A 22,994-nucleotide genomic window follows, 5' to 3' on the forward strand; every position below is an offset into this window, starting at 1 on the left:
AATAGCAGTCGCCGCTACGGCAGGCTTGCACGATTAACGACCCTCGATCGGGAGAGACAACACAATGGCACTTATCAGCATGCGTCAAATGCTGGACCACGCAGCCGAGTTCGGCTACGGCGTCCCAGCCTTTAACGTCAACAACCTTGAGCAGATGCGCGCCATCATGGAAGCCGCTGACAAGACCGACTCCCCAGTGATCGTCCAGGCTTCGGCCGGTGCCCGCAAATACGCCGGCGCCCCGTTCCTGCGTCACCTGATCCTCGCGGCGATCGAAGAATTCCCACACATCCCGGTGTGCATGCACCAGGACCACGGCACCAGCCCTGACGTGTGCCAGCGCTCCATCCAACTGGGCTTCAGCTCGGTGATGATGGACGGCTCCCTGGGCGAAGACGGCAAGACCCCAACCGACTACGAGTACAACGTGCGCGTCACCCAACAGACCGTGGCCATGGCTCACGCCTGCGGCGTCTCGGTTGAAGGCGAGCTGGGTTGCCTGGGTTCCCTGGAAACCGGGATGGCCGGCGAAGAAGACGGCATCGGCGCCGAAGGCGTGTTGGACCACAGCCAAATGCTGACCGACCCGGAAGAAGCGGCCGACTTCGTGAAGAAGACCCAAGTGGACGCCCTGGCCATCGCCATCGGCACCAGCCACGGCGCTTACAAGTTCACCAAGCCACCTACCGGCGACGTGTTGGCCATCGACCGCATCAAGGAAATCCACAAACGCATCCCTAACACCCACCTGGTGATGCACGGTTCTTCCTCGGTACCGCAAGAGTGGCTGGCGATCATCAACCAGTACGGCGGCGACATCAAAGAAACCTACGGCGTGCCGGTTGAAGAAATCGTCGAAGGCATCAAGTACGGCGTGCGCAAAGTCAACATCGACACCGACCTGCGCCTGGCGTCCACCGGCGCGATGCGTCGCCTGATGGCCACCAACCCGAGCGAATTTGACCCACGTAAATTCTTCGGCGCCACCGTGACCGCGATGCGTGACGTGTGTATCGCTCGCTACGAAGCGTTTGGTACTGCCGGTAATGCTTCGAAGATCAAACCGATCTCGTTGGAAGCGATGTACCAGCGGTATTTGAAAGGTGAGTTGAACGCTAAGGTGAACTAAGCCTTAAGCGTTTAAAAAGAAGCCCGCAGCGATGCGGGCTTTTTTGTGGGTGGGATTTGATCAGGCGGCGGTATCGAAGCCTCGGTGCTCGATGACGCGGAACACATCACTCACGTCCTGCACCAGAATACGTGCGGTATTGGCCACGTTATTCAGGTCGCGCTCGGCGAAGTCCGGCAGGCTGGAGCAGGCCATCAGGTTGAGGTGTTCGAGGGCGGCGTTGAGGCGTTCGCGCAGGCAGGCGTGGAGGTCGGGCAATGGGGCGGCGCTGTCGATCAAGAGCACGGGTGAATCGGTGGCGGACTCGGTGCAGGGGTAGAAGCGGCGGGGTGGTAATGGGTCGGTCATGGCAAATATTCCTCGTATCTAGAAGGACTACCGCCGATCGCTGCGAAACGAATGGGTGGTAGCTGTGTGCGGGTTCGCAGACCGAGGATACGAGGAACCCGGCAGACCCGAAGGTCTCCCACACACAGCCACCATAAAGTAAACGTCGGGCGCAGAAGCGCTCCACGTTGCATTCATGATGCTCGGTTACACACGTATCGTTAGGGCTGCGAAACCCTATCGCTGTTCTCAGCGACCGGCGAACTATAAGCGGCGATCTGTCTGCCCGCAACGGTCGTGTAAGACCAACCTCGATCTCTAAATCGATGGAGATCCAATGTGGGAGTCGGGCTTGCCCGCGATGGCGGTGTGTCAGGCACGCAAATATTGGCTCATTCACTGCCATTGCGGGCAAGCCCGGCTTCCACACGGACAAGCGGTGTGTTTAAGCGGTTGGATTGCCCATGAAGTGTCCTTGGGTTTATCAGACATTGCCTACAAATCGAAACGCCCCGGTGTTTTTACAATCGGAAGTTTCCGGGAACGAGTGAATTGAGTTCGCTGTGTTTTCACAGTTTTTCTGTTTTGTTCGTGCGTCATTGAAAGCGCGCTTTTTTCGGCCTCGGATCATTTAAGGTTTGGCCTTGATGATATTCAATGATGGAGAATTGATGATGGGTTTTATTAAAACAGTTGGCGTCATTCTGGCGCTGGCAGCAACAGGCTCTTTTGCATACGCGGATAGCCGGATTTTTACCGCGTCTGTTGATGATAAAGGCCAGATTACTGCGCAATCACCCCAGTGGCTGAAAGAGATAAAGTTGACGGCGCAGCCTGATTATTTCTCGGAATACAAAGTCCGCTTCGTGCCCGGTGTCTTTAAGCAGCCGCCACGATTCTGTACAGTTTCCGTCACGGATGTCAGTTCCAATGAACATATCTTTTATGGCCATGCCAAGTTGGGCAGTGTCCCGGCCATCAACTACGTCAACGTATTAACACTCAAAGTAGGCAATAACAAACCCTCCGGCGATTCTTCGATGGGCTTTATGCTGATGTGCGTTGAATAAACCCTCCAAGCAGCCCCGCTGTTAACGGGGCTTCTTTCTCGCGCTACTCGTGGTCAATGTCCAACTTGGCAAACGTCACGCGTGCGCCTTCCTTACTGTTCCCACTGTTGTCCTGCACATACACCCCTGCCTTGAAGTACAGCGGTTTCGCAGCCCACGCGGCGCCAATGCGCTCGTTCCATTGGCCGTCTGCGGCAGATACGCTGAGCAAGCCGGCCTTATTGAGGTTGATCACATAGGTGAAGCTCTTATCCAATGGCACGTTACTGGCGACGGTGACCACGCGCCCCTCACCATCATCCGGGCGCATGCGCACCTTGGCGACGATGTTGCCGGTCTGGGTCTTTTCCTTGAATTGGTATTCCAGCTTGATCAGCGGTTTCTGGCTGTCGTACGCGTGAATCTGGCCGATGACCACTTTGCCGCTGGAAGGCACTTGGTTGACGGTCACGGTGGCGCGCAGGAAGTTGTTGGCCTCGTTGTAAGTCCAGTTGCGCAGGCGCCCGTCGGCGTAGGTTTCGCGCAGTTCGCTGCGCGGGTAGATGGCGTTTTCGGTGCGGGTGCCGGTCACGGGTGTCCAGAATTGCACGTTGCTGCCTTCGGCCTGGAAATATTGGTCCTTGAAGCCGCTCAACAGTTTTGGGGTGTCGATGGTCGCAGGCGGGGAGCCGACAGGAATGCTCAGGTTCCAGGTGGAAAGGTCGATCATGGTGTTGGCCTTTTACAGAGGGTGACGGCTTTGGCCCGGGGGCCTTACAGGTTCTTTATAAGCGCTGATCGTCCTGTTGTTAAACAATTGCTGGCAATTTATTGGCGTCAGAGGAATGCCAAAAAGCCATGTTTCCCATGGCCCGTGGGCTGTGGGTCCTTACCGTTAGTCGGCTTCCTAAGCTTTGGCGCAATGATGGCACCCACGTCACTTCTGATTTTTTAGAACCGGGGCTAGAGTGAGGCCTCAGTGTTTGTCCGGTTTTTGGATGAGAAGTGACCGGTGCAGCTCCTCAAGGAAGATACGTAGCATGGATTGCGCTCCATACCTCGGCGATGGCAGTTCGGTTCTTCTGGTGGTCGACGACTACCCGGAAAACCTCATCAGCATGCGTGCGCTTTTGCAGCGTGAAGATTGGCAAGTGATGACCGCGGCTTCAGGGCTGGAGGCGTTGGAATTATTGTTGGCGCACGAAGTGGACCTGGTGCTGCTGGACGTGCGCATGCCGGGCATGGATGGCTTTGAGGTGGCGCGGCTGATGCGTGGCAGCCAGCGTACGCGCATGACGCCGATTATTTTTCTGACGGCACATGCACAGTCTTCTGCGGCGGTACTCGAAGGCTACGCCAGTGGCGCCATCGACTACCTGTTCAAGCCCTTTGACCCCCATATTCTAAAACCCAAGGTGCAAGCCCTGCTCGAGCAGCAGCGCAACCGCCGAGCCTTGCAGCGCCTGAGCCGTGACCTGGAATCCGCGCGGGCCTTTAATGCCTCTGTGCTGGACAACGCCGCCGAGGGCATCCTGGTGGTGGGTGAGGCCAGTGTGATCCAGTATGCCAACCCGGCCATTTCGCGGTTGCTGAATGCCACGATGGCCGAGTTGCAGGGCGAGAGCTTTCTGAGTTTCCTGCAAAAACCCCATGTGCCCACGTGGTTGGGGTTCCCGATGTACGAGGCGTATCGCAAGGGCGAGACCTGGCGCCAGCACGACGCTATTTTGCGCACCGGCCGTGGCCAGCAGGTGCCGGTGGCGTTGTCCTGCGCGCCGTTGCCCGCCGAGCAGAAGGCTATGGTGGTGACGGTGCTGGACATGTCCGAGGTGCGCCACCTGCATCAGCAACTGGAGTTCCAGGCGGTGACCGACCCGTTGACCGGGCTGCTGAATCGACGTGGCTTCCACCAGGCGGTGGAGAACACCTTGCTGCGCAGCGAACGTAATGGGCTGTCGCTGGTGTTGTTGTACCTGGACCTCGACGGCTTCAAGCGCGTCAACGACTCGCTGGGCCACGACGCCGGGGATCGGGTGCTGCGCTGGGTCTCGGAACAAATGCAGGCGTGCCTGCGCTCCTACGACATTCTCGGGCGCATGGGCGGAGATGAGTTCACCGCCTTGCTGGAGTTGGAGTTTCCCGAGCAGGCGGCGAAGATTTCGGAAAAACTGATCGAGCGCGTGTCTGTCTGTCAGCAAGTCGATGGGTTGGATGTCATGCTCGGCGTCAGCATTGGTATTGCGACCTTTCCGGACTGCGGCGCTGACTTGAATGGCCTGCTGCGCGCGGCGGATATCGCCATGTACGAAGCCAAGCGTGCAGGGCGTCAGCAATATCGCTATTACGATCAGGAAATGAACGGCCGTGCCCGTTCGCGCCTGATGCTCGAAGACAGTGTCCGTACCGCGATTCAAAATAAGGATTTCGCCCTGGTCTACCAGCCTCAGGTGTCGCTGGAGGATGGGCGTTTGCGCGGCGTCGAGGCGCTATTGCGCTGGCAGCACCCGAGCGTCGGTGATGTGCCGCCGGGCTTGTTTTTGCCGTTGCTGGAAGAGGCGCGGCTGATCAGCCAGTTGAGCGCCTGGATCTACCAGCAAGTCGCTGCCCAGCGCCGCGCCTGGCAAGCCACCTTCGATGACGAGTTGGTGCTGAGCGTGAGCCTGAGCAGCAGCCAGTTCAACATGCCCAACCTGGCCAGCCAACTGCAGCAGGTCCTTGAGCGGTATGGGTTGCAGGGGCGCCAGTTGGAAGTGGAGATCAGCGAAGACAGCTTGATGAGCAACCTTGAGGAAACCCACAAGCAGCTCAAACTGTTGCGTCAGATCGGGGTGCGTATTGCCCTGGATGACTTCGGTCTGGGCCGCTGTTCGCTGGCCCATTTGCGGGATCTGGAGTTCGACACGCTCAAGCTGGACCCGCAACTGGTGGCACGCCTGCCAGGCTCGGTGCGCGATGCGGCGATGGCCCGCAGTATTATCCAGTTGTGCGGGCACTTTGATGTGTTGGTGATCGCCGAGGGTGTGGAAACCCTGGAGCAGTCCCAGTGGCTCAAGGCGAATGGTTGCTCGTGTATTCAAGGGCCGTGGGCGGCACAGCCGCTGGTGGCCGAGGAAATGGCGATCTGGCCCCACCCCCGCGCGCTGTGAATTCGCTACACTGGCGCCCATTCGAACCCTGTTGCAGACCCCATGACCGCGCTGAAATACCTCCAGGCCTACCCCGCAGCGCTCCAGGAGCAAGTGCGCCAATTGATCGCCAAGGACCAATTGGGCGCCTACCTGGAGCAGCGTTACCCCGAACGTCATGCGGTGCAGAGCGACAAGGCGCTGTACAGCTATGCCCTGGCCTTGAAGCAGGAACACCTGCGTAACGCGCCGGCCATTGACAAAGTGCTGTTCGACAACCGACTGGACCTGACCCACCGCGCCCTGGGCCTGCACACCACGATTTCACGGGTGCAGGGCGGGAATCTCAAATCCAAGAAAGAGATTCGCATCGCCGCGTTGTTCAAGGAAGCCGCGCCGGAGTTTCTGCGCATGATCGTGGTACACGAGCTGGCGCACTTCAAGGAGTCGGACCACAACAAAGCGTTCTACAAACTCTGCGAATACATGATGCCGGGCTACCATCAGGTGGAATTCGACCTGCGGGTTTACCTCACGTATCGCGACTTGCAGGGCAAGTCCTAACCACATAAGGCTTTTGACCATGGACGTGAGCAAGACCAAAAGCAGTTTTTACCGCCGCCTGTACGTGGCGTACCTGATCGACAGTGGGCAGGCCAGCAGTGTCCCGGCGTTGACCGATGCCACCGGCATGCCGCGTCGCACAGCGCAGGACACGATTGCGGCATTGGCCGACCTGGATATCGTGTGTGAGTTCGAGCAGGCAGACGGCGCGCGCAATCATGCCGGGCACTATCGGGTTCGTAACTGGGGGGCGATTGATCGGGTGTGGATCGAGGCCAATCTGGCGTCGATCAAGCAGGTGTTGGGGTATCCCTGAATGTGGCGGTGATTGGGCTGAGGCTTTCGCGAGCAAGCCCGCTCCCACATTCGACCGCGTTTCAGCGGTCGGACGCGGTCAACTGTGGGAGCGGGCTTGCTCGCGAAAGGGCCATCAGGCGCGTCGCATGCCTATATGGGGAATATCGTCTTCCAGGTATTCCTCACCCGCCACCACAAAACCGTACCGCCCGTAATACCCCTGCAAATGCGCCTGGGCTGACAGAAAGATCGGCGTCTCAGGCCAGATGTCTTCAATGCGCTTGAGGGTCTCTTCCATCATTTGATGGCCAAGCCCGGTGCCGCGTGCCGCCGGCGCAACGATCACTCGGCCGATCACCACATCGCCACCCTGTGATTCCGGGTCGAGCAAGCGCAGGTACGCCAGCAACTCGTCATCCTTCCAGGCCATCAAGTGGTGGGTATCACCCGAAAGATCCTGCCCATCGAGGTCCGGGTAAGCGCATTTCTGTTCAACGACAAACACCTCGCTGCGTAGGCGCAAAACCGCGTAAAGCTGCTCCTTGCCCAAGTCATCGTGATGTTTGCAAACCCATTCAACGGTCATGGCGTGCTCTCTTATTAATGTCTGTGGTCGATAGTAAGCGCCACCGGCTCCCCTGTCTAAATCGAGCTTTTTTGTGAATGGCGTCAATTTGCCACCATTCAGTGCAATCGCTGCGGGCTTCTTTGTGTAATCTGCAATGCAGGCTCATTGATGAGCTACTGTTATCAGGCCACTGCCTGCCCGCCAAGGACTTTGAGCATGCCGCGATTTTCTCGTGCCGTTGCTTTGATAGGAGTGTTGTTGCTGGCCCAGCCTGCGGTCGCACAACGCCTGCGCCTGGTAGCGGATGCCTGGCCGCCTTTTACGGATTCGACCTTGATCAACGGCGGCTTGGCCACTGACATCGTCAGCACCGCCCTTGCTCGCGCAGGCTACGGCAGTGACTTTGAACAAGTGCCTTGGGCCCGGGCGCTGATGGGCGTGGGTGACGGCCGCTATGACGTACTGATCAATGCCTGGTACGACGATGCACGTACGAAACTGGGGCAGTTTTCCGCTGAGTACCTGCTTAACCGTGTGCGCTTTATCAAGCGCCGCGATGATCCCATCGACTATCAGAACCTGGAGCAACTGCACGACGAAGCCATCGCCGTGGTGCGCGGGTATGCCTATTCGGCGGCGTTCGATCAGGATGCACGCCTGCAGAAGGTGCCTGTGCATAACTTCGCCATGGCCGTGCGCATGCTCGCGGCGCAGCGCGTGAGGCTGACGCTGGAAGATGAATATGTTGCCCGCTATTACCTGGCCCGCGAGTCGGCGCGGGTGCGCAATGCGGTGGAGTTTTTACCCAAGCCGCTGAGTGAAAACAGCCTGCATATTCTGGTGAGCCTGAAGAACCCCGAGCATGAGCAGATCGTCGCCAGCTTTGACCGGGAGATTGCGAAGATGAAGGTCGACGGCAGTTACGAGCGGTTGATGAAAGCGCATGGGATGTGACGCGGTCGCTGGAGCACTCGCCGCAACAGCCCGTTAGCCAAAGATTAAGTCGCGCTGGTATCTTTGATCAGGTGCGCCGCCAGCGTTCGCAACGGCCCCAACTGCCGACAGATCAACGCTAATTGTGTTTGCACCAACCGCTGTCCTTCATCGATCTCATCCGGCATCTGTTCCAGTTCCGCCGCCAGGGCTTCCTCGGCATCGCTCTGAATCGCGACCGGCTGCTTATTCGCCAGCCCGGTGGCGATCTCATCGATGCTCGCCGCCAGGCTGTTGCCAGCGCCCTCGATCAGGTGCTCATGCACTTCGGCCGGCAGTTGGGTCTCGCGGTGTGCGCCCAGCCCCGACAGGTAGCTGAGCAAGGTGTGCGACAGCACCAGGAAGCGGAAGCCGACGTCGGCTTCCTTACGGAAATGCCCCGGCTCCATCAACATATTGGCCAGTGTGGTGGACAGCGCCGCATCCGCGTTGTGGGCGTTGCGCCGCGCCAGCCGATAAGCCAGGTCGTCGCTCTTGCCCGCCGCGTATTGCTGCATGATTTGGCGCAGGTAGATGCTGTTGCAGGTCAGGGTGTTGGCCAGCACCTTGTTCAGGCGGCGACCTTGCCAGTCCGGCAGGAACAGGAAGACCGCCAGGCCGGCGATCAGGCTGCCGAGCAAGGTATCCAACAGCCGTGGCAGGAACAGCCCGTAGCCATCGCCGACCTGGTTGAAGCAGAACAACACCATCAGCGTGATTGCCGCCGTGGCCAGGGTGTAGCGGGTGGTGCGGTTGATAAAGAACACCAGGCCTGCGGCAATAGCGAACAGCGACTGCACCAACGGGCTTGGGAACAGATCGAACAGCGCCCACGCCACGGTCAAACCAATGGCAGTGCCGATGATCCGTTGGCCAAGCTTGCGCCGGGTTGCGCCGTAGTTGGGCTGGCAGACGAACAGGGTGGTGAGGATGATCCAGTAACCCTGAGAAGCGTGAATGGCATGCAAGGTGCCATAACCGATGGTCAGCGCCAGGGCGAGGCGCAAGGCATGGCGGAACAGCAGTGACGTCGGCGTCAGCTGCGTGCGCAGGCGCGTCCACATTTCTTTCAGGTTGCGCGGGGCGCGGTCCAGCAGGTTGCTGTCGGTCGCATCGGCGAGTGAGTCGGGGTTGCTGGCGTCGCCAAGCAGACGGTCAAGCGTGGACAAGTTGGCGGCCAAGGCCCGCAACGAGCGCAACAGGCCGCGCCACGCGGGGTTGCTCTGGATGCGCAGGTGTTCCAGCGAGGCATTCAGGTCGCCCAGGGCTTCGGCGAAGCTGTCGTCATAAACGAAGGGCTGGCGCAGCTGGATCGACTCGCCCAGGCTCTGGCAGGCCTTGCCTTGCTGGCGTAGCAGGCGCTGGCAGCGGAACAGCACATCGCTGTGGAAGAAGGCGTCGGCCAGGGCGTTGTAAGGGTAGTGGGACGAACTGGCGCGCTCGTGGATGTCCTGGGCCAGGAAGTACAGCTTCAGGTAGCGGCTGACCTTCGAGCCCGGTCGACCATTGCCCACCCGGTGCAGGATGATTTCTTTCGCCGCATTCAACGCCGCAACAACGCGACCATTTTGCTGGGCCAGTTCCAGCCGCCGCGCTTCCACATCCAATTGACGGATCGGTTCGAACAGCGACGATTTGAGTTTGAGGTAGCGCCCCAATTCGCGAAACAGCCGCGCCAGGCTCTGTTGCACCGGCTGGTTGGAAAACAGTGCCTGCCACAGCACCGACAACACGCCATACCAGGCGGCACCAGCCACCAGCAGCAGCGGCTCATGCCAGAAGTCGCTGACAGCCCCCCCGCGCTGGTCCACGCCGATCATGGTGTACACCGACAGGATCAAGGTGGCCGACGCAATCGCGCCATAGCGTTCGCCGAGGGCGCCGAGCATGGTCAGGCAGAAACTGGCCAGGGCCAGGGCGATGGCGAAAATCCAGGGATAAGGGAACAGCAGCTCCACCGACAGCGCAGCGATGCTGAAACACACCAGCGTTACCGCCAGGGCATTGAGGCGGCCTTGCCAGCTGTCATCGGTCTCGGCCAGGGCGCTGGCGATAATCCCCAGGAACAGCGGGATCAGCAGGGTCATTTCATCCTGATACCAGCACAGCGCCATGCTGCCGGTGAGGGCGATGAACACCCGTACGCTGTAACTGAATTTATCCAGCGCCCACAGGCGCCGCATGGACTGCTTGAACGAGGTCGATGACATGAAGTCTGGAGTCTTCCTGGACGATGCCGCTAAATTGAGCCAGTAATGACGCCACGGCAAGCGTGGCGATCACATCCAACAGCAAAATATATTCCCGCCATTGCATTCCAAATAGGGAATGCAATCAATGTGGGAGGGGGCTTGCTCCCGATAGCGGTGCAACAGTCACTCATGAATTGACTGCTACACCGCCATCGGGAGCAAGCCCCCTCCCACATTTTTTACCGCGCAGTGTCAGGCGTATTGCGCCGCGGCGTAGCCCGACGCCCACGCCCACTGGAAGTTGAACCCGCCCAGGTGACCGGTCACATCCAGCACTTCGCCGATGAAGTACAACCCCGGGCTTTTCAGCGATTCCATGGTCTTGGACGACACTTCGCGCGTATCCACACCGCCCAGTGTCACCTCGGCGGTGCGGTAGCCCTCGGTGCCGGCCGGCACCAGTTGCCAGCTCGCCAGTTTTTGCGCGATGTCGGCCACTTCGGCGTGGGTGTACTGCTTCATCGGCTTGGACACGAACCAGGTTTCCGCCAGCAGGTTGGCCATTTTCTTGGTGAAGATCTCACCCAGCAGGGTTTTCAACTCGCTGTTGGGGCGTTCGACCTGTTGCTGTTGCAACCAGGCGTGGGCGTCGTGGTCGGGCAGCAGGTTGATTTCCACCGTGTCGCCGGATTCCCAGTACGAGGAAATCTGCAAAATCGCCGGGCCGCTCAGGCCACGGTGAGTGAACAGAATGTTCTCGCGAAAGCTCTGGTCATTGCAGCTGACCAGGCAATCCACGGAGGTGCCCGACAACTCGCCACACAAATCCTTGAGCTGGTCGGTGATGGTGAACGGCACCAGCCCGGCGCGGGTCGGCAGCAGTTCATGGCCGAACTGCTTGGCCACTTGGTAACCAAAGCCGGTCGCGCCCAAGGTCGGAATCGACAGGCCGCCCGTCGCGATCACCAGGGATTCGCAGCGCAGCTCACCCAAGGTGGTTTGCAGCTGGTAACCGCTCTCGAGCTTGGCGATTTCCTCGATCGAGGTGTCCAGGTGCAGGCTCACGCCGGTCTGGATGCATTCATCGAGCAGCATGCCGAGGATGTCGCTGGACTTGTTATCGCAGAACAACTGGCCGAGCTTTTTCTCGTGGTACGGCACGCCATGCTTGGCAACCAGAGCGATAAAATCCCACTGGGTGTAGCGGGCCAGGGCCGACTTGCAAAAGTGCGCGTTGTGCGAGAGGAAGTTGGCGGGCTCGGTGTACATATTGGTGAAATTGCAGCGGCCACCGCCGGACATCAGAATCTTCTTGCCGGCCTTGTTCGCGTGGTCGATCAACATCACTTTGCGCCCACGCCCGGCAGCGGTCAGCGCACACATCAAGCCTGCGGCGCCGGCGCCAATGATCACAACTTCGGTCGAGCGCACAGCCATGTCCTCATACAAATTCTGAATTGAAATACAGTCAAATGTGGGAGGGGGCTTGCTCCCGATAGCGGTGTGTCAGCCAGAATTCTATCAACTGATACACCGCCATCGGGAGCAAGCCCCCTCCCACATTAGATCTCCATTGGAGGGGAGCTCTTTACAGGATGCGCACGCGCAACGAACGGCCTTTGATCTTGCCGTCGTTCAAACGCTGCAACGCCTGCTTGGCGATCCCGCGCTCCACGGCCACGAAGGCCTGGAAGTCAAAGATCGCGATCTTGCCGACCTGTGCGCCCGGGATGCCGGCTTCACCGGTCAGTGCACCGAGGATGTCCCCCGGGCGGACTTTGTCTTTGCGGCCGGCGGCGATGCACAGGGTGCTCATCTGTGGCAGCAGCGGGCCACCGCTTTGTGGCTTGAGGTTGTCCAGTTGGTCCCAGTTCAACGGCGATTTCTGCAATTGCTCGATGGCCTGGGCGCGGTGCGCTTCCGACGGCGCCACGAGGCTGATCGCAATCCCTGTCTCACCGGCACGCCCAGTACGGCCTACGCGGTGGATGTGGATTTCCGAATCGCGGGCCAGCTCGACGTTGATCACCATGTCCAGCGAGTCAATGTCCAGACCACGGGCGGCTACGTCGGTCGCCACCAGCACCGAGGTGCTACGGTTGGCGAACATCGCCAGCACCTGGTCACGGTCACGCTGTTCCAGGTCGCCATGCAGGCCGACGGCGGAAATGCCCTTGGCCGTCAGGTGATCCACGGTTTCCTGCACTTGCTGCTTGGTGAAGCAGAACGCTACGCACGACGCCGGGCGGAAATGCGCGAGCACCTTGGTCACGGCGTCCATGCGCTCTTCCGGCGAGATCTCGTAGAAACGCTGCTCGATCTGGTCATCGGAGTGGAAGGCTTCAGCTTTCACTTGCTGCGGCGCGCGCATGAATTTCGACGCCAACTGCTTGATGCTCACCGGGTAGGTGGCCGAGAACAGCAGGGTCTGGCGGCGTGCCGGGGTCTTGCTGATGATGTCTTCGATGGCGTCGTAGAAGCCCATGTCGAGCATACGGTCGGCTTCATCGAGGATCAGCGTGTTCAAGCCGTCCAGTACCAGCGAACCTTTGCGCAGGTGCTGCTGGATGCGACCCGGGGTGCCGACGATGACGTGGGCGCCGTGCTCCAGGGAAGCGATCTGCGGGCCGAGGGACACGCCGCCGCACAGGGTAAGCACCTTGATGTTGTCTTCGGCGCGGGCCAGACGACGGATTTCCTTGGCGACCTGGTCGGCCAGCTCACGCGTCGGGCACATCACCAGGGCCTGGCAGCCGAAGTAGCGCGGGTTGATCGGGTTCAACAGACCGATACCGAAGGCGGCGGTCTTGCCGCTGCCGGTCTTGGCCTGGGCAATCAGGTCCAGCCCTTTGAGGATCACCGGCAAGCTTTGCGCCTGGATCTGCGTCATCTCGACATAACCCAGCGAGTCGAGGTTAGCCAGCATGGCGGCGGAGAGCGGCAAAGTATTAAAAGCGGTGGCGATGGTAGTCACGGGACTGGCTCTGCAAAACAAAATGTTGCGCAGTGTACCAGTCCCACAGGATTTTCCCCGCAAGTTCTAGACGGGAAGCCTGTTAATGCTCGATGTCGTGCTCGCGGCTGATCACGCGCTTGCCGTCGGTGGGCGACAGTTGCAGGAAGATCGCCGCCGCCAGCATGGCCATGATGCCCACGGTGAGGAAGGTCAGTTGGAAGGCGCCGAGCACGGTGCTGACACCATCGTTGCCCGACTCGGCGGTAAAACCGCCGAGCAAGGCACCGGCACACGCGACGCCCAGGCTCAGGGACAATTGCGCCACCACCGAGAGCAAACTGTTGCCGCTGCTGGCCTGGGCATCGTCCAGGTCGATCAGGGTGACGGTGTTCATCGCGGTAAATTGCAGGGAGTTGATCGCCCCGAGGATCGCCAGCATGCCCAGCAGCAACCAGTAAGGCGTCTGTTCACTGACCAGGCCCATGCTCGCCAGCATGATGCCAAGCGCCAAGGTATTGCCGGTCAGCACCACGCGGTAGCCGAGGCGTTCGATCAAGGTGCGGGCAATCGACTTGGCAAACATCGCCGCCGCCGCCAGCGGCAGCATGCTCATCCCGGCTTCCGATGGCGAGTAACCCAGCGCCACCTGCAACAGCAGCGGCACCAGGAATGGCAAGGCGCCGCTGCCCAGGCGCGCAAACAGGTTGCCGAGAATGCCCACTGCAAAAGTCCGGGTCTTGAACAGCACCGGCGAAAACAGCGGGTTATCGATATGGCCGGCGCGCAGCCAGTAGGCCGCGAGGCACGCCAGCCCGCCAAACAGCAGCAACATTACCCGCAGATGCGGCAGGTGCAGTTCGCCCAGGCCTTCCATGGCGATGGTGATCAACACCATCGCCGCGCCAAACAGCACAAACCCCATGCTGTCAAAGCGCGTGCGCTCACTGCCGCGCAGGTCGGGGATCAGTTTCCACACGGCGTAACAGCCGATCATGCCCACCGGCAGGTTGATCAGAAAAATCCAGTGCCAGGTCAGGTATTGCACCATCCAGCCGCCCATGGTCGGGCCAAGCAACGGGCCGAGCAGGCCGGGGATGGTAATGAAGCCCATGATCCGCACCAGCTCGGAGCGCGGGTAAGCGCGCAGCACAACGAGGCGCCCGACCGGCAACATCAGCGCCCCGCCCAAACCCTGGATGACCCGCGCGCCGACCAGCATGGTCAAGCTGCTGGACAGGGCGCACAACAGCGAACCAATGCTGAACAGCATGATCGCGCCGAAGAAGATTTTCTTGGTGCCAAAGCGGTCGGCGATCCAGCCCGAGGCCGGAATGAGCAAGGCGACGGTGAGCATGTAGGCGATCACCACCCCTTGCATGCGCAGCGGGTTTTCGGCGAGGTCCCGGGCCATGGCCGGCAGGGCTGTGTTGAGAATCGTCCCGTCCAGCGACTGCATGAAGAAGGCAATCGCGACCACCCAGGGGAGCCAGCGGGCGGTTTTGGCATCAAGAGGGGCGCGATTCGGCATGGGCGACCTTTTGGTTAGCAGGCTATGTGTCGGCGATTATGCGCCATCCGTTGCGCCTTTTCCCACTGGCGGTTCGTCTAAATCTGGCAATGGCGCGTGCTCCCCGACCAGGAAATCCAGCAGGGCGCGGTGCACCGCCAACGCCGCCTCGCGAGACTCAAGGTCGAGCAAGTGACCGGTGTGCTCGGCGACGGCGAACGTGCTGCGCCCCACATATTTATTGAACAGCCGGGCCTCGGTTGCCGGGGTGTATTCATCCAGCGCGCCGTTGATGAAATGCACCGGGGTTTCGATTTGAGTGAGTGCCGGCAGGTAGTTGCCGTCGCCCAGGCCCAGCACCTGGTGGATATGAAAGCGTGCCTGGCGGTACTCGGTAGTCGCCATGCCCGACAGGTGCCGATGGTTATTGCGCTTGAGCCGGGGGCACAGGTATTTGCCGACGGTTTCGTTTAGCAGGTGGCCGACGGCGGACTTATCATCCGCCTCGATCAGCACCCGCACGCGTTCCACGTAATCGAGCATCGCCTGGTTGAGGTTGGGCGCAAGGGCCATCACCACCGAGCTTTGAATGGAGGGCGGGTTGTGGGCCAGGGTCAGCAACGTGGAGATGCCGCCCCAGGAGGCCGACACCAGATGGTTGACCTGAAACCGGTCAACCAGCGCGCGCAGGATTTGTACCTCGTCGTCCTTGGTCACAAGGTCCAGGTTCGTGTTGTGCTCGCGCGAATGGCCGGAGAACGGCAGGTCGAACAGCAACACATTGAAGTGTTCCGCCAGGCATTTGCTGGTGCGCGCAAACGAGCGGGTGGTGGACAGGGCCCCATTGACCATCAGGACGGTTTTTCTTTGCGGGTGGTGACCTAGCTGCTCTACGTGAACGTTGTAGTGTTTGAACAGCTTTTCTATGACAAAACTTCCATGGTCCATGTCAACGCTCCAGCTTGCCCTATCCCGGGCAAGGTCGTGCATCACGTGCGAACACGTGGGGTGGTGGCGGGGTGCCACTAACCGTTATAACGAGGTTTTTTGCGGGCGACAACAGGCCGCACAGGGAGAAGTGTGAGATGGGATTTTGCGGTAGGAAGGGGTGAAACGGGGGTGTCAGAAACGAACACAGAATATTGTGGGAGCTGGCTTGCCTGCGATGGCATCACTGCGGTCCTGCTGACACACCGAGTTGTCTGCATCGCAGGCAAGCCAGCTCCCTAATAAGCCAGTTGCCACATTGGGTTTTGTATTTACAGGGTTAAGGTCAGGCGCTTGACCAACGCCCCCGGCAGCAAGTTGGACGCGGTATTACGCTGGCTGTACGTACTGGCCGACAACAGCAGTTCCCGCTCGGCGGTCAGCGCTTCGAGTTGTGAGCCGAGCAGGCTATAGACGCTGTCATCAAAGCGCATGGTGCTGACCGGCGCCTTGATTTCGCCGTCCTCCACCCAGAAGGTGGCGAAGCGCGTCATGCCGGTCAGGCGTGCGGCCGGCAGGTCGGAGTAGTTCAGGTACCACAGGTTGCTGATATACAGCCCGGTGCCCAACTGCTTGAGGATATCGGCCTGGGCCAGGCTGCCCGCCGCCATCTGCAAGGCGCTGGGCGACTCGTCGCTGCTCGCCCCGTTGGTGCTCAGGCCGTATTCGGCGGCACTGCGCGAGTTGATCAACTGGCCTTGCGCCTTGCCCGCATTGATCAGCGTGACATCCCCGCGCGGGTAGCCTTCGGTGGAAAACGCCTGGCTCAGTGAGCCGCTGATCTGCTCATCGACTTTTAGCAAGGGGCTCAACGACTGTTCACCCGCATACAGCTTTTGCAATGAGCTGCCTTTGCTGGCGATGGCTTGGGCGGAAAACCCGCCCCAGGTAATGATGCTGAGGATTTCTTCCAGCGCCGCCGGGGCGAGGTAAGCGCGGTATTGGCCGGGGGCCAGGCTGTGTAACGGCCGACCCAGGAATGCCAACTGCTCGCGTGCTTGCAGGAACCGCGCGGTGAACTCGGCGCTGTCCCAGGTGTGCCCGGCGTAGGTGGCTTTTACCGCTTCGCCATTGGCGTGAAACAGGCTGAAATCGAAGTTGAAGCTATTGGCCTGATGCCAGCCGAACGCGCCGTCCGAACTGGCGAAACCACGGCTGATGGGGCCTGCGGCATAGAAGCCGACCAAGTCTACGCCTTCTGCCGCCTGGCTGATGTCGTGCAGTACCTGGGCCAGTTCCGGTAGCGGGCGCAGCTGTTCGTTGTGGCTTTGCCAGGCGTTGTGATTGAGCAGCAGGTACGGGTCCTGCGGCAATAAGGGCAAGGTCTCGCGCAGTTGTTGCAGGCCATTGGCGAGGCGTTGGCGGTCCAGCGCCGGCTCACCGGCCAGGGTGATAGTGAGGTCGGCATGACGGCCGTCGTGGATCAGCTTGAGGTTCAGGCTGGCCTGTTGCACCTGCCCGGCCTGGCGTACTTGCGCGTGGTTAAACCGCACGAACTCGGAGGATTCGCCAGCAAAGCCAAGGTGGAATTGTTCCTTGTCGGTGATGGCCTGCTTGAGCCAGTCCACCAGTGCCTTGAAGTTGTTCATCAGGCCTCTCCCCCAAAAACGTCGACAGCACTGAACACGCACGCAGGTGACGCATGGCCCACGCGGATCACTTGGTTGGGTTCGCCTTTGCCGCAGTTCGGCGTGCCCAGGACCTTGAAGGTGCTGGCGTCGCCGACGGCGCTGAGCTTGCGCCAGAACTGCGCGGAAATGGCGCGGTAGTTGGGGTTTTTGACCACGCCCTTGAGCTCGCCGTTTTCGATCAACTGGCCCCACTCGCAGCCGAACTGGAATTTATTGCGCGCATCGTCGATGGACCAGGAGCGGTTGGTGCTCATCAGGATGCCGTGCTCGATACCGCTGATCAGCTCGGCCTGGGTCTTGTCGCCCGCTTCGATATTCAGGTTGGCCATGCGGTCGATTGGCGCGCGGTTCCAGCTGCAGGCGCGGCTGTTGGCGACGCCACCCAGCCCTGAGCGAAATTGCGACAACGCGCCGCCCAATGGCTTGAGCAGCAGGCCGTCACGGATCAGGAACTGCTTGGTGGCGCGGGTACCGTCGTCGTCATGGCTGTAGCTGGCGAGTTGTTCAGGGATGTCCGGGTCGAACGTCACGTTGAGCAAGGGCGAACCGTATTGCAGGTGGCCGAAGTCCTCGGTCTTCACAAAGCTGGTGCCGGCGTAATTGCGCTCATCGCCCAGGATGCGGTCCAGTTCCAGCGGGTGGCCGATGGACTCGTGGATCTGCAGGATCATTTGGTCGGGCATCAGCAGCAGGTCGCGCGGGCCGTGAGGCGTGTTCGGTGCGAGCAGCAGTTGCAGGGCTTCGTCGGCGACCGTGCGGGCGGCGCCGACCAGGCCGAAGCGGCGAATCACGTTCGCACTGCCTTGCTGGCCGAAGTTGGTACCGCCCAAGGTGCGGGTCTGGCTGTCGTTGCCATCGAAGGCGGTGACGCTCAGGCCCGGGTAGACGAAACGCTGGGCCTGGCGCAGTTCGGCACCGGCACTGTTGAGGTAGATCTGTTCCACATGGGTGGTGCCCAGGCTGACTTCCCAACTGACCAGGCGCTCATCCTTGGGCACGGCGGCAGACTCGTCACCGAGCAGTTGGTAGCAGTCGCTTAAGGACGGGAAGGGCTGGTCGAGATCCGGCGACAGGTAGTCGGCGACGTCGCTGGAGACCGGCTGCGTGTGCAGGTCGAGCAGGGCGTGGGGCAAGATCCGCCGGGCTTGCTGTTCGGCGCGCTCAAGGGCGGCTTGCAGGCCGGCAAGGGAAAGGTCGTTGGTGGCGGCATAGGCTTCCACACCGTTGAGACGCACGGTGAGCATGGCGCCCTCGTCGTGGTTCAGGTGTGGCGGCTCGGCGACGTTCTTGCGTACCGACAGGTATTGGCCGGATTCACGCACGTAACGCAGCGAGAAAAATTCAGCGGTGGTGCGCAGGGCACTGAAGTGCTTTTTGAGTGTGGCGTGGTGGTCGAACATGGGGCCTTCCTTGTGGGCGGCTCATCGCAGGCAGGCAACAGAGTAGGCCTGGGGCGGGGAGCTGATCAAGGAAAGTGTAGGCGGGGGATTTACAGCGCTTGTTCGGGCCTCTTCGGGAGCAAGCCCCCTCCCACACTTGATCGGGTTAACACGGTCAAGATGTGGGAGCGGGCTTGCTCCCGAATGGGCACCGCGGTGTATCAGTTACTGCGCAGTCGGGCCGACTTCACGCAGCGGCTTGCCACGCACCGGCGCATCGCCTGCCACGTAGTAGTCGGCAGTGCTGCGCGGCAGTGGCTTGCGGCCACGGATCTTGTCGGCGATTTTCTCGGCGATCATGATCGTCGGCGCGTTGAGGTTGCCGGTGGTGATGATCGGCATGATCGACGCATCCACAACACGCAAGCCCTGCATGCCATGCACGCGGCCTTCGCCGTCCACTACCGCCATCTCGTCGGTGCCCATCTTGCACGAGCAGGACGGGTGGAACGCAGTCTCGGCGTGCTCGCGGATGAACTTGTCCAACTGCTCATCGGTTTGCACGTCAATACCCGGGCTGATTTCACGGCCACGGTATGGGTCCAGCGCCGGCTGTTGCATGATTTCACGGGTCAGGCGGATGCCGTCACGGAACTCCTGCCAGTCCTGTTCGGTGGCCATGTAGTTGAAGAGGATGCTCGGGTAGTCCCGTGGGTTCTTCGACTTCAATTGCACGCGGCCACGGCTTGGCGAACGCATGGAGCCCATGTGCGCCTGGAAACCGTGCTCTTTCACACCATTGCTGCCGTTGTAGTTAATCGCCACCGGCAGGAAGTGGTACTGAATGTTCGGCCAATCGAATTCTTCACGGGTGCGGATAAAACCGCCAGCTTCGAACTGGTTGCTGGCGCCGATGCCGGTGCCGTTGAACAGCCACTCGGCCCCAATGGCCGGCTGGTTGTACCAGAGCAGCGATGGGTACAGCGACACTGGCTGGGTACAGGCGTATTGCAGGTACAGCTCAAGGTGGTCCTGCAGGTTTTCGCCGACGCCTGGCAGGTCGTGGACCACCGGGATGTCGAGGCTTTCCAGCAGTTTGGCCGGGCCGACACCGGAGCGTTGCAGCAGTTGCGGCGAAGCGATCGCGCCGCTGCACACCAGCACTTCTTTGCGTGCACGGGCTTCAACGCGTTCTTCGGCGGCGCCGATCAGGTAACGCACGCCCACGGCACGCTTGCCTTCGAACAAGACTTTGTCGGTCAGGGCGTGGGTGACGATGGTCAGGGTCGAACGCTTTTTAGCCGTGTCCAGGTAACCGCGAGCGGTACTGGCGCGACGGCCGTTAGGCGTGACGGTACGGTCCATCGGGCCGAAGCCTTCTTGCTGGTAGCCGTTCAAGTCGTCGGTACGCGGGTAACCGGCCTGTACGCCGGCTTCAACCATGGCGTGGAACAGCGGGTTGTTGCCGGCTTTTGGCGTGGTCACGCTGACCGGGCCATCGCCACCGTGGTAATCGTTCGGGCCGATGTCACGGGTTTCGGCTTTGCGGAAGTACGGCAGGCAGTCGAGGTAGCTCCAGTTTTCCAGACCTGGGAGCTTCGACCAGTTGTCGTAGTCCATGGCGTTGCCACGGATGTAGCACATGCCGTTGATCAGCGAGGAACCGCCGAGGCCTTTGCCGCGACCGCATTCCATCCGGCGACCGTCCATGTGTGGCTCTGGGTCGGTTTCGTAGGCCCAGTTGTAACGGCGGCCTTGCAGCGGGAACGCCAACGCGGCCGGCATTTGGGTACGGAAATCAAGACGGTAGTCCGGGCCGCCGGCTTCCAGCAGCAGGACGGTGACGCCTTCGTCTTCGGTCAGACGGGTCGCCAGGGTATTACCGGCGGAGCCGGCACCCACAATGATGTAGTCGTATTCTTGGGACATTGGATGCACCCTCTTTGAAGTGTGGTCAGGTCGGGCCTCATCGGGGGCAAGCCCCCTCCCACAGGGGAATACATTCCAGATGTGGGAAGGGGGCTTGCCCCCCGATGCCGGCCTCGCAGGCAATGCAAGCCTCGGGTTTAGAACACCGAGGCGTAGTCGCCCAGCTCAACCTGTACCGATTTGATGCGGGTGAAGTTGTTCAGCGAGCTGATGCCGTTCTCACGGCCAACGCCCGACTGCTTGTAGCCGCCCACCGGCATCTTGGCGTCGGACTCGCCCCAGGCGTTGATCCAGCAGATACCCGCTTCCAGCTGATGAATCACGCGGTGAGCGCGGTTCAGGTCTTTGGTGACCAGGCCGGCAGCCAGGCCGAAGTCGGTGTCGTTGGCGCGGCGGATCACTTCTTCTTCGGTCTCGTAGGTGAGGATGCTCATCACTGGGCCGAAGATTTCTTCACGGACGATGGTCATCTCGTCGGTGCAGTCGGTGAACACGGTTGGGGCAACAAAGGCGCCTTTGGCGAAGTCGCCGTCGGTCAGACGGTCGCCGCCGCACAGCACGCGAGCGCCTTCTTCCTTACCTTTGGCGATGTAGCCGAGCACGCTTTCCATGTGGGCGAAGCTGACCAGCGGGCCGAAGTTGGTGTTGTCGTCCTGCGGGCTGCCGACGCGAATGCGCGCCACACGCTCAACGATCTTGGCTTCGAAGGCCGCTTGCAGGTGCTTGGGCACGAACACGCGAGTGCCGTTGGTGCAGACCTGGCCGGAGCTGTAGAAGTTGGCCATCATCGCGATGTCGGCGGCGCGGTCCAGGTCGGCGTCTTCGAAGACGATCAGCGGGGACTTGCCGCCCAGTTCCATGGTCACTTCTTTGAGCGAGGAGCTGGAAGCGCTGGCCATGACTTTTTTGCCGGTGTCGGTGCCGCCGGTGAACGAGACTTTCTCGATGCGCGGGTGCTCGGTCAGCCAGGTGCCGACTTCACGGCCGCTGCCGGTCAACACGTTGAACACGCCTGCCGGAACGCCGGCTTCGGTGTAGATCTCGGCCAGTTTCAGGGTGGTCAGCGAGGTGACTTCGCTTGGCTTGAAGATCATCGCGTTACCCGCGGCCAGGGCCGGTGCGGATTTCCACAGGGCGATCTGGATCGGGTAGTTCCACGCGCCGATACCGGCGACCACGCCCAGCGGCTCGCGACGGGTGTAGACGAACGAAGTGTCGCGCAGCGGGATCTGCTCGCCTTCGATGGCCGGCACCAGGCCTGCGTAGTATTCCAGCACGTCAGCGCCGGTAACGATGTCGACGTACTTGGTTTCGGAGAAGGCTTTACCAGTGTCCAGGGTTTCCAGCGCGGCCAGTTCGTCGTTGCGCTCGCGCAGGATGTCGACGGCGCGACGCAGGATGCGCGAACGCTCCATGGCGGTCATGGCGGCCCAGATTTTCTGGCCTTTTTCAGCGCTGACCACGGCACGCTCAACGTCTTCTTTGGTAGCACGTTGCACGTTGGCGAGAACTTCACCGTTAGCCGGGTTGATGGCTTCGAAGGTGGCATCGCTGCCAGCGTCGCTGTAGCCGCCGTCAATGTAGAGTTTTTGCAGTTCGAAACGGGCCATAAAGTCCTCGCAAGTGCATAAGTGGTTGGCGTTACCCGCCGAAAGTGGGCCATGAGGTTCTGGCAACACTGAGCGGCGGACGTTCAGGGGTTGAGCGGTTATGTGTGCTCTAACTCACCTGCTTGGCCAATTGGAAATCCATGTATTCGTAAGCGATCCGTTGCGCCTGTTCCGTGTCGAAAGCGTCTCCCGACAGGGCGCCGCGCAGCCACAAACCGTCGATCAGGGCCGCCAGGCCTCGGGCTGCTTTGCGTGCGTGCGGCAGCGGTAGCACTCGGCGGAACTGGCAGCACAGGTTGGAATACAGACGTTGATCGTTGATCCGCTGCAACCTGTGCAATGACGGGTGATGCATGCTGGTGGCCCAGAAGGCCAGCCAGGTTTTCATTGCCGGTCCGTTGACCTGGCTGGCGTCGAAGTTGCCCTCGATGATCACCCGAAGGTGCGCCCGTGGGCTGTCGTCCTTCAGCGCAAGCCTGCGTTCGTGGACGTTCTCGATCAGCACATTCATCAAGTACCGCATCGTTGCGGCGATCAGGCCGTTCTTGTCCTGAAAGTAGTGACTGATGATGCCGTTCGAGACACCGGCCAAACGGGCGATCAGCGCAATGCTGGCATCTCCCATTCCAACCTGATCGATGGCCGTCAACGTGGCTTCGATCAACTGCTGGCGGCGTATGGGTTGCATACCGACCTTGGGCATGTAGCACCTCTCCTTAGGCCTGCCGATGGGCGATAAACGTCCGTCGGGTTGAAGGCCAGTCTATTTTGT

At 60.6% G+C, this 22,994-nt stretch carries 19 protein-coding genes; 6 read left to right on the forward strand and 13 right to left on the reverse strand.

What is annotated here, in order from left to right:
* Window positions 1-64: 64 nt before the first annotated feature.
* Complete coding sequence (gene fba, locus A7D21_RS14770; protein WP_003177554.1) at window positions 65-1,129, forward strand: class II fructose-bisphosphate aldolase; 1,065 nt, start codon at window positions 65-67, stop codon at window positions 1,127-1,129.
* A 60-nt stretch (window positions 1,130-1,189) separates the two neighbouring features.
* Here the strand turns inward: fba and A7D21_RS14775 are convergent, their stop codons facing one another.
* On the reverse strand, window positions 1,190-1,477 hold the full coding sequence (locus tag A7D21_RS14775; protein WP_017139393.1) for a hypothetical protein: 288 nt from the start codon (window positions 1,475-1,477) through the stop codon (window positions 1,190-1,192).
* A gap of 650 nt (window positions 1,478-2,127) precedes the next feature.
* Here A7D21_RS14775 and A7D21_RS14780 point away from each other — a divergent pair.
* Window positions 2,128-2,526 (forward strand): hypothetical protein, encoded by a 399-nt coding sequence (locus tag A7D21_RS14780; protein ID WP_232007573.1) that lies wholly within the window; start codon window positions 2,128-2,130, stop codon window positions 2,524-2,526.
* Window positions 2,527-2,569: 43 nt separating this feature from the next.
* On the opposite strand, the gene A7D21_RS14785 is transcribed toward A7D21_RS14780, so the two are convergent.
* A complete protein-coding gene (locus tag A7D21_RS14785) occupies window positions 2,570-3,235 on the reverse strand; it encodes a polysaccharide lyase family 7 protein (protein ID WP_053258417.1) in 666 nt (221 codons plus the stop codon).
* Window positions 3,236-3,545: 310 nt separating this feature from the next.
* On the opposite strand from A7D21_RS14785, the gene A7D21_RS14790 reads away from it, so the two are divergent.
* From A7D21_RS14790 to A7D21_RS14800, 3 genes are read left to right on the forward strand one after another with little or no spacing between them, the layout of a single operon-like run.
* The gene (locus A7D21_RS14790; RefSeq protein ID WP_053258416.1) at window positions 3,546-5,651 is read left to right on the forward strand and encodes a bifunctional diguanylate cyclase/phosphodiesterase; all 2,106 of its coding nucleotides are present in this window, start codon (window positions 3,546-3,548) and stop codon (window positions 5,649-5,651) included.
* A gap of 42 nt (window positions 5,652-5,693) precedes the next feature.
* The gene (locus tag A7D21_RS14795; protein ID WP_053258415.1) at window positions 5,694-6,194 is read left to right on the forward strand and encodes a M48 family metallopeptidase; all 501 of its coding nucleotides are present in this window, start codon (window positions 5,694-5,696) and stop codon (window positions 6,192-6,194) included.
* Window positions 6,195-6,213: 19 nt separating this feature from the next.
* Window positions 6,214-6,510: a helix-turn-helix domain-containing protein gene (locus A7D21_RS14800; protein WP_053258414.1), complete on the forward strand. Its 297-nt coding sequence runs from the start codon at window positions 6,214-6,216 to the stop codon at window positions 6,508-6,510.
* Window positions 6,511-6,624: 114 nt separating this feature from the next.
* Here the strand turns inward: A7D21_RS14800 and A7D21_RS14805 are convergent, their stop codons facing one another.
* The gene (locus A7D21_RS14805) at window positions 6,625-7,077 is read right to left on the reverse strand and encodes a GNAT family N-acetyltransferase (RefSeq protein ID WP_053258413.1); all 453 of its coding nucleotides are present in this window, start codon (window positions 7,075-7,077) and stop codon (window positions 6,625-6,627) included.
* Window positions 7,078-7,275: 198 nt separating this feature from the next.
* Here A7D21_RS14805 and A7D21_RS14810 point away from each other — a divergent pair, with 198 nt between their 5' ends.
* Entirely contained in the window at window positions 7,276-8,013 is a 738-nt protein-coding gene (locus A7D21_RS14810) for an ABC transporter substrate-binding protein (protein ID WP_053258412.1), read from the forward strand.
* A gap of 44 nt (window positions 8,014-8,057) precedes the next feature.
* On the opposite strand, the gene yccS is transcribed toward A7D21_RS14810, so the two are convergent.
* The 10 genes from yccS to betI all read right to left on the reverse strand — a co-directional run bounded on the left by yccS (window position 8,058) and on the right by betI (window position 22,925).
* Window positions 8,058-10,241, reverse strand: coding sequence for a YccS family putative transporter (gene yccS / locus A7D21_RS14815; RefSeq protein WP_069552008.1), 2,184 nt, complete (start codon window positions 10,239-10,241; stop codon window positions 8,058-8,060).
* Between the two features lie 234 nt (window positions 10,242-10,475).
* Window positions 10,476-11,654 (reverse strand): NAD(P)/FAD-dependent oxidoreductase, encoded by a 1,179-nt coding sequence (locus A7D21_RS14820; RefSeq protein ID WP_053258807.1) that lies wholly within the window; start codon window positions 11,652-11,654, stop codon window positions 10,476-10,478.
* Window positions 11,655-11,811: 157 nt separating this feature from the next.
* A complete protein-coding gene (dbpA, locus tag A7D21_RS14825) occupies window positions 11,812-13,149 on the reverse strand; it encodes an ATP-dependent RNA helicase DbpA (protein ID WP_232005461.1) in 1,338 nt (445 codons plus the stop codon).
* Between the two features lie 130 nt (window positions 13,150-13,279).
* Window positions 13,280-14,707 (reverse strand): multidrug transporter subunit MdtD, encoded by a 1,428-nt coding sequence (gene mdtD, locus A7D21_RS14830; RefSeq protein WP_053258409.1) that lies wholly within the window; start codon window positions 14,705-14,707, stop codon window positions 13,280-13,282.
* A gap of 36 nt (window positions 14,708-14,743) precedes the next feature.
* Window positions 14,744-15,634: an alpha/beta fold hydrolase gene (locus tag A7D21_RS14835; RefSeq protein ID WP_053258408.1), complete on the reverse strand. Its 891-nt coding sequence runs from the start codon at window positions 15,632-15,634 to the stop codon at window positions 14,744-14,746.
* A 311-nt stretch (window positions 15,635-15,945) separates the two neighbouring features.
* The gene (locus A7D21_RS14840; RefSeq protein ID WP_069552009.1) at window positions 15,946-17,262 is read right to left on the reverse strand and encodes a TldD/PmbA family protein; all 1,317 of its coding nucleotides are present in this window, start codon (window positions 17,260-17,262) and stop codon (window positions 15,946-15,948) included.
* Window positions 17,262-18,704 (reverse strand): TldD/PmbA family protein, encoded by a 1,443-nt coding sequence (locus tag A7D21_RS14845; protein ID WP_069552010.1) that lies wholly within the window; start codon window positions 18,702-18,704, stop codon window positions 17,262-17,264. The genes A7D21_RS14840 and A7D21_RS14845 overlap by 1 nt, the downstream gene beginning before the upstream one ends.
* A 204-nt stretch (window positions 18,705-18,908) precedes the next feature.
* Window positions 18,909-20,612 (reverse strand): choline dehydrogenase, encoded by a 1,704-nt coding sequence (betA, locus tag A7D21_RS14850; RefSeq protein WP_053258405.1) that lies wholly within the window; start codon window positions 20,610-20,612, stop codon window positions 18,909-18,911.
* A gap of 137 nt (window positions 20,613-20,749) precedes the next feature.
* Window positions 20,750-22,222 (reverse strand): betaine-aldehyde dehydrogenase, encoded by a 1,473-nt coding sequence (betB, locus tag A7D21_RS14855; protein ID WP_053258404.1) that lies wholly within the window; start codon window positions 22,220-22,222, stop codon window positions 20,750-20,752.
* Window positions 22,223-22,331: 109 nt separating this feature from the next.
* Window positions 22,332-22,925: a transcriptional regulator BetI gene (gene betI, locus A7D21_RS14860; RefSeq protein ID WP_010207128.1), complete on the reverse strand. Its 594-nt coding sequence runs from the start codon at window positions 22,923-22,925 to the stop codon at window positions 22,332-22,334.
* Window positions 22,926-22,994 lie beyond the last annotated feature (69 nt).

It is taken from the genome of Pseudomonas sp. AP19 (genome assembly GCF_001728855.1).
GTDB lineage: Bacteria > Pseudomonadota > Gammaproteobacteria > Pseudomonadales > Pseudomonadaceae > Aquipseudomonas > Aquipseudomonas fluorescens.

Bases quoted from the DNA above. Each gene is read 5' to 3' on its own strand.
- fba (WP_003177554.1), top strand. From the start codon at position 65: ATGGCACTTATCAGCATGCGTCAAATGCTGGACCACGCAGCCGAGTTC.
- A7D21_RS14775 (WP_017139393.1), bottom strand. From the start codon at position 1,477: ATGACCGACCCATTACCACCCCGCCGCTTCTACCCCTGCACCGAGTCC.
- A7D21_RS14780 (WP_232007573.1), top strand. From the start codon at position 2,128: ATGATGGGTTTTATTAAAACAGTTGGCGTCATTCTGGCGCTGGCAGCA.
- A7D21_RS14785 (WP_053258417.1), bottom strand. From the start codon at position 3,235: ATGATCGACCTTTCCACCTGGAACCTGAGCATTCCTGTCGGCTCCCCG.
- A7D21_RS14790 (WP_053258416.1), top strand. From the start codon at position 3,546: ATGGATTGCGCTCCATACCTCGGCGATGGCAGTTCGGTTCTTCTGGTG.
- A7D21_RS14795 (WP_053258415.1), top strand. From the start codon at position 5,694: ATGACCGCGCTGAAATACCTCCAGGCCTACCCCGCAGCGCTCCAGGAG.
- A7D21_RS14800 (WP_053258414.1), top strand. From the start codon at position 6,214: ATGGACGTGAGCAAGACCAAAAGCAGTTTTTACCGCCGCCTGTACGTG.
- A7D21_RS14805 (WP_053258413.1), bottom strand. From the start codon at position 7,077: ATGACCGTTGAATGGGTTTGCAAACATCACGATGACTTGGGCAAGGAG.
- A7D21_RS14810 (WP_053258412.1), top strand. From the start codon at position 7,276: ATGCCGCGATTTTCTCGTGCCGTTGCTTTGATAGGAGTGTTGTTGCTG.
- yccS (WP_069552008.1), bottom strand. From the start codon at position 10,241: ATGTCATCGACCTCGTTCAAGCAGTCCATGCGGCGCCTGTGGGCGCTG.
- dbpA (WP_232005461.1), bottom strand. From the start codon at position 13,149: ATGCTGGCTAACCTCGACTCGCTGGGTTATGTCGAGATGACGCAGATC.
- mdtD (WP_053258409.1), bottom strand. From the start codon at position 14,707: ATGCCGAATCGCGCCCCTCTTGATGCCAAAACCGCCCGCTGGCTCCCC.
- A7D21_RS14835 (WP_053258408.1), bottom strand. From the start codon at position 15,634: ATGGACCATGGAAGTTTTGTCATAGAAAAGCTGTTCAAACACTACAAC.
- A7D21_RS14840 (WP_069552009.1), bottom strand. From the start codon at position 17,262: ATGAACAACTTCAAGGCACTGGTGGACTGGCTCAAGCAGGCCATCACC.
- A7D21_RS14845 (WP_069552010.1), bottom strand. From the start codon at position 18,704: ATGTTCGACCACCACGCCACACTCAAAAAGCACTTCAGTGCCCTGCGC.
- betA (WP_053258405.1), bottom strand. From the start codon at position 20,612: ATGTCCCAAGAATACGACTACATCATTGTGGGTGCCGGCTCCGCCGGT.
- betB (WP_053258404.1), bottom strand. From the start codon at position 22,222: ATGGCCCGTTTCGAACTGCAAAAACTCTACATTGACGGCGGCTACAGC.
- betI (WP_010207128.1), bottom strand. From the start codon at position 22,925: ATGCCCAAGGTCGGTATGCAACCCATACGCCGCCAGCAGTTGATCGAA.